Raw genomic sequence first — 9,312 nt, 5'->3', positions numbered from 1 at the left:
GTTTTTTTGTTGTGTGGCAGCGAATTGATAATCTTAAATCACATAAAATTAATGGGATTATTGACAACAGCACTGTATTGGCAGACATTAACGGAATGTTAATTCTGGAGCATTTTCAGTTTATCTTGATCGTAGGAAATGCTCTGTCTCTTTGTTTCTGCGCGTATCTTACCCGAAAACCGTTTCACACTTTTTGGGAAACGCTGGCAATCTGACAATACAGGAGTGTTATTCATGGCTCTATTTCAGTCTCTGAAGGGAATAATGAAGCAGCGCGGTCAGGCGTTTCAAAAATTCTGGCAGGAAATCTCTCAGGACGAGAAGACCATTGAGCGCCGACGCCAAAGCCGCCTTGCACCTAACCAATCCGAAAAGTTCGGCTGCTGGCGTCACCGCGGTATTTGGTAAAACCTTCCGCAAACTGCGATTTTTCAACCATGTTCCGGAAATCAAATTGCGCCATATGAATGTTTGCTAGCAAAATCTTGCTCATTCTTTTTCTGACGTATCATAGATTTCTGATTTTGTTTCTAAAAGTAAATTATCTATTTAAATCAATAATTTAGTATTGATTTCATGTGGCTGCTGCTTAATCTTTGGAGCTATAGATAACTCCAATCATTTGCCTCAGGCAAAGACACAGGCGGCGGGTATTTCATGAAAAAACTTCTGTTAGCGGCCGGGCTTGTGCTCGGTTTGGGAACTTCTTTGACTGCGGCACAGGCTGAGGATCCGAAAGAAATCCTCAATGTCTCTTATGACATTGCCCGCGAGCTGTATGAGCAGGTCAACACAGTCTTTATTCCGGTGTGGAAAGAGCAGACCGGTGAAACACTCACCGTCAATCAGTCTCATGCCGGTTCCTCCAAACAGGCACGTTCTATTCTCGAAGGGCTGGAAGCCGATATCGTGACCTTTAATCAGGTGACGGATGTGCAGGTGCTGCACGACAAAGGCAATCTGATCCCTGCGGATTGGCAGAGCCGTCTGCCGAACAATTCATCCCCTTATTATTCTCTGCCTGCTTTCCTCGTGCGTGCAGGCAATCCGAAGCAGATCAAAAACTGGAATGATCTGGTGCGTGAAGACGTACAGGTGATTTTCCCGAACCCGAAAACCTCCGGCAATGCGCGCTATACCTATTTGGCGGCAACCGCCTATGCGCGTGAAGCATTTAACAAGGATGATGCCAAGGTTCGTGAATTCATCACCAAGCTGTTCAAAAATGTTCCGGTGTTTGATACCGGCGGCCGCGGTGCGACTACCACTTTCACCGAGCGCGGTATTGGCGATGTTCTGGTGACATTTGAAGCCGAAGTGCTGGGTACTCAGAAGCTGCTGGGCAAAGATAAATATGAAGTCGTGGTACCGCCAATCAGCCTGCTGTCCGAGTTTCCGGTGACAATCGTTGATAAGGTTGTCGATAAACGCGGCTCGCGTAAAATCGCTCAGGCCTATCTCGATTTCCTCTATGCATCACAGGGTCAGGAAATTCTCGCAAGCAATTTCAACCGTGTGCATGACGCTGCAACCATTGAAAAGCACAAAGCCAATTTCCCTGAGGTGAAACTGGTCCGTGTGGAAGATGAATTCGGCGGCTGGGCAAATGTGACCAAAGAGCATTTTGCCGAGGGCGGTATTCTCGATCAGCTGTTCACGGGCAAATAACGTGATCTGAAAATGACAACCGGTGCGTCCTCAAAGACGCGCCGGTTTTTCCCGTATCCCATACAGAGCAGACCGGTTATGAAAAGACCAATCTTTAAAGTCAGAAAAACAGTAATGCCGGGCTTTGGTATTACGATGGGCTGTACGCTGCTTTATCTGACGGTGATTGTGGCTCTGCCGCTTTTTGCTCTGATTATGAAAACGGCCAGTCTTGGCTTTGCGGATTTCTGGGCGATTATCAGTTCGCCACGCGCTGTGGCGACATTCAAACTGACCATACTCACCTCTGCCGCCGCTACGGTGTTTAATGCTCTGTTTGGCCTGCTGATGGCGTGGGTGTTGGTGCGCTATGAATTTCCGGGCAAGCGCCTGCTGGATGCTGCCGTTGATCTGCCTTTTGCATTGCCGACCGCCGTTGCCGGTCTGGCGCTGGTAACCGTTTTATCGAGGAATGGCTGGATCGGGCAATATACTGAACCGCTTGGCCTATACCTGGCCTATACGCCTGCGGGTATCATCATTGCGATGGCTTTTACCAGTATTCCTTTTGTTATCCGTACAGTACAGCCGGTTCTTGAAGACTTGAATCATGATGTAGAGGAGGCGGCGGAGACGCTAGGTGCCAATCCGTTGCAGGTTTTTGCTCATGTGATCTGGCCGATGATCCTGCCTGCTTTTCTGGCAGGTAGTGCTTTGTCCTTTGCACGTGGTTTGGGCGAGTTTGGTGCTATTGTTTTCATCTCTGCCAATCTGCCGTTTAAAACAGAAGTGACTTCGCTGCTCGTTTTTGTACGGCTGGATGAATATGAATATCCGGCAGCGGCGGCTCTGGCGATGGTGATGTTGCTAATGGCTTTTGCCATGCTGCTGATAACCAATCTGATGCAGGCACGGCAGCTGCGCTATGCGGAGCGAAACTGATATGGCGATTTTAGCTTTTCCTGCTTTAGCTTCTGAAAAAACTTCACCGCAGTTCCGACGCAGGATTTGGGGGCGGCGCTTTTTAATCGGGCTGGCCGTTGTTCTGTCGCTGATTGTGCTCGGCATTCCTATGGCGGTGATTTTCTCTGCCGCCTTTGGCAGCGGTATGGGGCGCTTCTGGGCAGAAATTACCAAGCCGGATACGATGCATGCGGTGTGGCTGACTGTGCTGACGGCGATTGTGGTTGTGCCAATCAATATGGCTTTCGGTGTTTGTGTGGCATGGCTGGTCACACGTTTCCGCTTTCCGGGGCGGCGTTTGCTGATCAGCTTTATCGAAATACCGTTTTCCGTATCGCCGATCATTGCCGGTACAGCCTATCTGTTTCTCTATGGTGCGCAGGGGATGCTGGGACCTTTGCTGGAGAGCTATGATCTCAAGATCATGTTCACCGTTCCGGCGATCTTTTTGGTCAGTCTGTTTGTCACCAGTCCTTTTGTTGCCCGCGAGCTGATCCCGCTGATGGAAATGCAGGGTGGCGAGGATGAAGAGGCGGCATTGTCGCTCGGTGCCAGTGGTCTGCAAACCTTCTTCTATGTGACGCTGCCGAATATCAAATGGGCGCTGCTCTATGGTGCCGTGCTATGTAATGCGCGGGTGATGGGCGAATATGGTGCAACATCGATTGTCTCCGGCGCCATTCGCGGTAAAACCAATACGCTGCCGTTGCAGGTTGATCTGCTGTTTCAGGATCAAAACACAGTTGGCGCATTTGCTGCGGCTTCAACTTTGGCAGTGCTGGCACTGCTGACGCTGGTGCTGAAAGTCTGGCTGGAACGCAAACAAGTTGATTAAAATGATGAGGCCGCCTCTGAAATTGATTCAAAGGCGGCTTTTATCTTTTTGTAATTGTTAGTTTTATTGCGGCTGTGCTGCTGCTTTGCGTTGGGTCAGGATCATCACCAGTGCAATCAATATTGTACCGACAATGAAGACAAATGCAGCGGCGGCAATAGCCGGACTGATATTCTCGCGGATGGTAGAGAACATCTGCCGTGCCAGTGTGCGCTGGTTCGGACCTGCTACGAACAGGGTCAGCACGACTTCATCCAGCGAGGTTGCGAAAGCAAACACAGCACCGGAAATAATGCCGGGTTTTGCCAGCGGCAGTGTCACTTTTTGCAGGATGACATAGGGTGGTGCGCCAAGGCTTGCAGCCGCTTGTTCCACCCTTCGGTCAACACTTTGCAGCACGGCCAGCACGTTGATGACCACAAATGGCACTGCCACAACTGTGTGGGCAATGATCACGCCGGTATAGGAATTGAGCAGGTCATATTGCGCAAACATCAGCTGCATGCCCACGCCGAGCACCACAGCAGGCACGACCATCGGCAGCAGAAACACTGTTTTGATCGAATTGAACACGAAGGAATACTGATGGCCGCGCAGCCCCAGCGCTCCGACGGTGCCCAGCACTGTTGCCAGTGCCGTGGTGCCGACAGAGATAATCAGGCTGTTGATGATTGAGCGTCGCCATGCATCGGCCTGCACCAGTTCCTGAAACCAGCGTGTGGAATAGCCTTCCATCGGATAGCCGAGCAAAGCGCCGCTGGTGAAAGCCAGCGGCAGAATTGCCACCAGCGGTGCCAGCAGGAAAAACACCACCGCAGCGCCAAACAGAAGTTTGAGGAGTTTGAAGCCGTTCATGAACGTACCTCCTTCTCGGTTGAGAGGCGCATATAGATTGTGTAAAGCAGGATGGTTGCAATCAGCAGAACCATGCCGAGCGCACCGGCCATGCCCCAGTTTGCAGCGCCCATTGCGTAGAACGCGATGACCGAGCTGATGAGCTGATCTTTTGCGCCGCCGATGAGAGCAGGGGTGATGTAATAGCCAAGCGCTGTCATGAAGACGAGCAGCGAGCCGGAGACCACGCCGCGCATAATCAATGGTAACAGCACATGAAAGAAAGAACGCAGCGGATGTGCGCCGAGTGAAGCGGCGGCTGGCATCAGATTTTTCGGAATGCCGATCAGCACACTGAACACCGGCAGCACCATGAAGGGCAGCAGCACATGGGTCATGGCAATAATCACACCGGTGCGATTGAAGATCAGCGCCAGTGGTTCACTGGTGATGCCGATCGCAATCAGCGCATTATTAATCAGCCCCTGATCCTGCAACAGGATAAACCATGCGGCAGTACGCACCAGCAGCGATGTCCAGAGCGGAAGCAGCACTGCACCAAGTAGCAACTGGCGTTTCCAGCCTTCAACGGAGGCGGCAACCATAGCGAACGGAATACCAATCAAAATACAAGCAATGGTGACGCTGAGGGCGGTGATGAAGGTACGCACCATAATGGTGACATTGGCAGAGGCATCGGATGGCAGAGAGCGGATTTCACCGGAGATGTCGCGTTCCATATCCACGGCTGCCAGCAGATTGCGGTCTGTCAGCGTGGTTGAGGCCGCTGAAGCAATGGCCTGCCAGTATTGCTGTTCGCCCCATTTCTTGTCGATGGCGACGAGATCAATCTGCGCATAATCAACCGGCTCTTCAAGCTTGGTCAGCTGATTACGGGTTTTGCTCATCAATGTGCGGAAGCCGGGTTGCGCACTGTTGAGGCGGCGCACCAGATCACCAAAGAGCTGGGCATCATCATTGTTGCGGATATCTTCCGCCAATGAGGCTTTCATTTCCGGTGTCGGCGGTGCTTCCGGATTCCAGTCGCTGACAGCCTGAGCGGTGAGCGGCAGAGCTTTGGCCGCAACCGGATCAGACACTGCCTCTTTCATCATCGTCACCAACGGAATGATGAAAAAGACCAGCAGGAACAAAGCCAGCGGTGCCACCAGTGCGAAAGATTTCAGCCGTTGTCGTTGCAGTTCATTCATGCCGCCACCTGAGAATTACGGGCAGGAACTGCAATCGGCCAGCAATCAGCCGGCAGGAAAGATAAGGTGACCGGATCGCCGGCTTTCAAATTATGGAAGCTGCGGTCGGCCTTGGTGACAAGACTCTGGCCTGCAAAGTCCAGTGCCACGCGCAGATGGTCGCCATGATAGACAATATCGCTGACGGTTGCTGTCAGATGATTGGCGGCACTTTCCTCTGTATTCAGCCGCACGCGCTCAGGCCGCAGCGACAGGCGGATATCCTGACCGGCATGGAACGGTGCTTCGGCGTCTACTCGGATATCCTGACCATTGTTCAGACGGATCTGGGTTTCGCCATTGTGGATGCCGGAGACTTTACCGTCGATCAGATTGGTTTCACCGATAAATTCCGCAACAAATTGCGTGGCCGGATGGTCGTAAATCTGGGATGGCGTGCCGATCTGCTCAATCTTACCGCGATTGAATACGGCAATGCGGTCGCTCATAGTCAGCGCTTCGGACTGGTCATGGGTCACGAAAACAATGGTCAGGCCGAGACGATGATGTAATTCGCGGATATCGAGCTGCATACGTTCACGCAACTGCTTGTCGAGAGCGCCGAGCGGCTCGTCCATCAGCACCACTTCCGGTTCAAAAACCAGAGCACGTGCCAGTGCCACACGCTGCTGCTGGCCGCCGGAAAGCTGCGAAGGCTTGCGCTCCAGCATGGTGCCAAGCTGCACCATATCCAATGCACGCTTCACACGATCCTGCATTTCAGACTTGGATAGCCCGCGCATTTTCAGCGGGAAAGCCACGTTTTCGGCAATGGTCATATGGGGAAACAATGCGTAGTTCTGAAACACCACGCCCATATTGCGCTTATGCGGCGGGAGCTGATCGATACGTTTACCGTCAACACTGACAGTGCCGCCGGTAGGGCGCTCAAAACCGGCCAGCAGCATCAGCAAGGTTGTTTTGCCGGAACCGGAAGGCCCGAGCATACTGACAAACTCACCTTTGCCGATGGTTAAATCCAGATTATCTACAACTGTCAGGGAGCCGAATGCTTTGCTCACCTTGTCAAAATGAATGAAGGGATTATTCACGCGTAAAACCTCGAATGGAGCGAAACACCGTCAGACCGTTTTCGGGAGTCAAACAGGACAGTGTTTGCTGTTGTCTGCTGCGGGGCGGCAACAGGAAATGCGCTTTTGAATCGAATGACTGCCGTGCAGTCGGGGAAAAGATGACTGCTTAGCAGTCAGGAAAATTAAGCTGCGAAGTGCAGCCGTTCCGGAGAATTTGCATCCTTACGGGGGAAGGTATGCAAATTCCGGAACAACTGCATAACCGGTCATATGATTGCCGGTCTTTGACTTCAGCTTACTGGGCAAGCCATGCATTGAAACGCTGGTTCAGGCTTTCAGAATTATCTGTCCAGAATTCCACGCCAATGGCTGCTGCATCGGTCATATTGGCCGGTGTGGTCGGCAGATCTTTGCGGTATTTTTCGTCAACGAATTTATCGGCTTCGATATTCGGCAGACCATAGGTGATATATTCAGGCAGTTTGGCCTGATTGTCGGCCTTGCTGGCGAAAGCGATGAAATCCATCGACTCTTTCGGGAAAGGCGTGCCTTTCATGATTGCCCAGCTATCAACAGCATAGATGCTGCCCGGCCAGACAAAACCGAAATTCTTATTCTCGGTGCGGTTGAGTGCATTGATACGGCCATTATAGACCGAGGCCATTACCACTTCACCGGAAGAGAGCAGCTGTACCGGTTGTGCACCGGCTTCCCACCACACAATATGCGGTTTGATTTCATCGAGTTTTTTGAATGCGCGATCCACACCTTCCGGCGATGCCAGCACATCATAAACATCTTTCGGTGCAACACCGTCGGCAATCAGCGCAAATTCAAGAGAATATTTGGCGCTTTTGCGCAAAGAGCGTTTGCCCGGGAATTTTTTCACGTCCCAGAAATCAGCCCATGATTGCGGGGCATCTTTCATCGTGTCGCCGTTATACGCGATGCCGGTAGACCAGACGATCGCGCCGACGCCGCAATCATGAACCGCTGCCGGAATGAATTTGTCTTTGCCGCCGAGCTGTTCCCAATTGATATTTTCATAAATACCGTCGGCACAGCCAAGCTCAAGCTCTTCAGCTTCAACCTGCACAACGTCCCAGTTGGTTTCGCCGGCTTTGACCTTGGCTTGCAGAACGCCGTAGCCGCCATCCCAGCTCTCATCGAGAACCGGTTTGCCCAGCTCTTTGGCAAAAGGTTTGAAATAAATTTCGCGCTGTCCGTCCTGATAGCTGCCGCCCCAGGAGACAACTGTAAGGTCGCGTGCCTGAGCAGAACCGGCTGCGAGAGCCAGACCGCCGAGCATGGTGCAGGCCGTGAATGCAATATGCGTAAGCTTCATTGATTATTCCCCACAGTTTATTGTTATGAAATTTGTTGCAACAAGTTTTCCATAGGAAGTGCAGGGGGGCAATAGCTGATTGTGCAGTTGCCATACAATTAATGTCGCATAGTGCAGGCGCTAATTTAGCATTGTGACAATGTTGAATGAGAGCCTTTGCGGCAGCTCCTGCGCAAAGAGCATGAAGCATTTCTGCTGCCTCGATGCAGGGAAATGGTCTTGAAATCATAAAACCACAGTAAGAATGATGTGTGTTTTCCTTGGCTTGAAAAGGCTGGCTTCCGTTTACGTTATACAGATATATTACAGTCCGGAAATGGCAGGGTTGATGCGTTTTAGGAATGATTTTGTGTTTAAAATGTATGGGCTGCTGATTTTACTGAGGCTTCCGCGCACCGGAATAAATTAAAAAAATAGTTTTTATCTTTGGGGAGTTGCACTTCCCTGAGAGGATTTTAATGTGGTTCTGCGTTGCTGACGCTGCCACCTTGCCGGAGATTGCTGATAAACTCAGCCGGTTACGGACAAATGCAGCTGGTCGCCACGGGCCGGATTTTGCTTGCAGCAGACTGCCGGATTTCAAATTTGATTCGCATATGGAGAAGTGACATGGGCCAGATTGGTCGTAGCTGGACATTTTATAAAGGCAAATGGCATGAAGGCGATGTGCGCATTCTCGGCGCGTCATCACAGGCAACATGGCTTGGTTCGCTGGTTTTTGACGGTGCACGCGGTTTTGAAGGTGTGATCCCTGATCTGGATCGTCATTGCGCACGCGTTAACCGCTCCGCAGAGGCACTCGGCCTGAAACCGACGAATACGCCTGAAGAAATCATGGAACTGAGCCGTCAGGGCATGACAAAATTCGGCGAGAATGCTGCGGTCTATATCCGTCCGATGTATTGGGCGGAAGAGGGCGAAGCCAATGTGGTTCTGCCTGCTGCCGAAAGCACGGATTTTGCGCTGTGTCTGGAAGAAATTCCGATGGGGGAGCCAACCGGTTTCACCATTACCACTACACGTTTCCGTCGTCCGACAATTGAGACCATGCCGCTGGATGCCAAGGCTGCCTGCCTCTATCCGAATAATGCCCGTATGATCCGTGAAGCCCGTGCCAAAGGCTTCGGCAATGCGCTGGTTTGCGATATGCTGGGTAATGTGGCCGAACTGGCATCTTCCAATGTGTTCATGGTGCGCGATGGTGAAGTGTTTACACCTGCGCCAAACGGCACATTCCTCAACGGTATTACCCGCCAGCGCGTGATCGGTCTGCTGCGTGATAATGGTGTGTCTGTAACGGAAACCACGCTGAAGGTTGAAGATTTCCGTGAAGCCGATGAAATTTTCTCAACCGGTAATCATTCCAAGGTCGTGCCGGTGATCGGCTTTGACGACAGGCAACTG

General features: G+C 51.7%; 9 protein-coding genes and 1 pseudogene. 6 read left to right on the top strand and 4 right to left on the bottom strand.

From position 1 onward, the window contains the following. The 5 genes and pseudogenes from A918_RS22170 to cysW all read left to right on the top strand — a co-directional run. Positions 1-215, top strand: a pseudogene (locus A918_RS22170) (hypothetical protein); the annotation flags it as partial. A 19-nt stretch (positions 216-234) separates the two neighbouring features. Continuing rightward, complete coding sequence (locus A918_RS21685; protein WP_022709867.1) at positions 235-408, top strand: hypothetical protein; 174 nt, start codon at positions 235-237, stop codon at positions 406-408. Between the two features lie 249 nt (positions 409-657). Further along, the gene (gene cysP / locus A918_RS0104325; RefSeq protein ID WP_022709866.1) at positions 658-1,668 is read left to right on the top strand and encodes a thiosulfate ABC transporter substrate-binding protein CysP; all 1,011 of its coding nucleotides are present in this window, start codon (positions 658-660) and stop codon (positions 1,666-1,668) included. A gap of 78 nt (positions 1,669-1,746) precedes the next feature. Beyond that, positions 1,747-2,589: a sulfate ABC transporter permease subunit CysT gene (cysT, locus tag A918_RS0104320; protein WP_022709865.1), complete on the top strand. Its 843-nt coding sequence runs from the start codon at positions 1,747-1,749 to the stop codon at positions 2,587-2,589. Position 2,590: 1 nt separating this feature from the next. Then, on the top strand, positions 2,591-3,445 hold the full coding sequence (gene cysW, locus A918_RS0104315) for a sulfate ABC transporter permease subunit CysW (RefSeq protein ID WP_084664630.1): 855 nt from the start codon (positions 2,591-2,593) through the stop codon (positions 3,443-3,445). A gap of 63 nt (positions 3,446-3,508) precedes the next feature. Here cysW and A918_RS0104310 read toward each other — a convergent pair whose 3' ends face one another. The 4 genes from A918_RS0104310 to A918_RS0104295 form a co-directional block, all read right to left on the bottom strand. Beyond that, a complete protein-coding gene (locus tag A918_RS0104310; protein ID WP_022709863.1) occupies positions 3,509-4,300 on the bottom strand; it encodes an ABC transporter permease in 792 nt (263 codons plus the stop codon). Continuing rightward, positions 4,297-5,490: an ABC transporter permease gene (locus A918_RS0104305; protein ID WP_022709862.1), complete on the bottom strand. Its 1,194-nt coding sequence runs from the start codon at positions 5,488-5,490 to the stop codon at positions 4,297-4,299. The genes A918_RS0104310 and A918_RS0104305 overlap by 4 nt, the downstream gene beginning before the upstream one ends. Then, positions 5,487-6,581: an ABC transporter ATP-binding protein gene (locus A918_RS0104300; protein ID WP_022709861.1), complete on the bottom strand. Its 1,095-nt coding sequence runs from the start codon at positions 6,579-6,581 to the stop codon at positions 5,487-5,489. Before A918_RS0104300 ends, A918_RS0104305 begins: the two co-directional genes overlap by 4 nt. 277 nt (positions 6,582-6,858) lie before the next feature. Beyond that, positions 6,859-7,872: an ABC transporter substrate-binding protein gene (locus tag A918_RS0104295; RefSeq protein ID WP_028233375.1), complete on the bottom strand. Its 1,014-nt coding sequence runs from the start codon at positions 7,870-7,872 to the stop codon at positions 6,859-6,861. 645 nt (positions 7,873-8,517) lie between these two features. Between A918_RS0104295 and A918_RS0104285 the strand changes: the two genes are divergently transcribed. Then, positions 8,518-9,312: branched-chain amino acid aminotransferase (locus tag A918_RS0104285; protein WP_022709858.1), on the top strand; the 795-nt coding region annotated here is incomplete at its 3' end.

The sequence above is a fragment of the Pseudochrobactrum sp. AO18b genome, from assembly GCF_000409565.1.
In the GTDB taxonomy this organism is placed as follows: Bacteria; Pseudomonadota; Alphaproteobacteria; order Rhizobiales; family Rhizobiaceae; genus Pseudochrobactrum; species Pseudochrobactrum saccharolyticum.
This window is presented reverse-complemented; position numbering and strand designations above follow the sequence as displayed.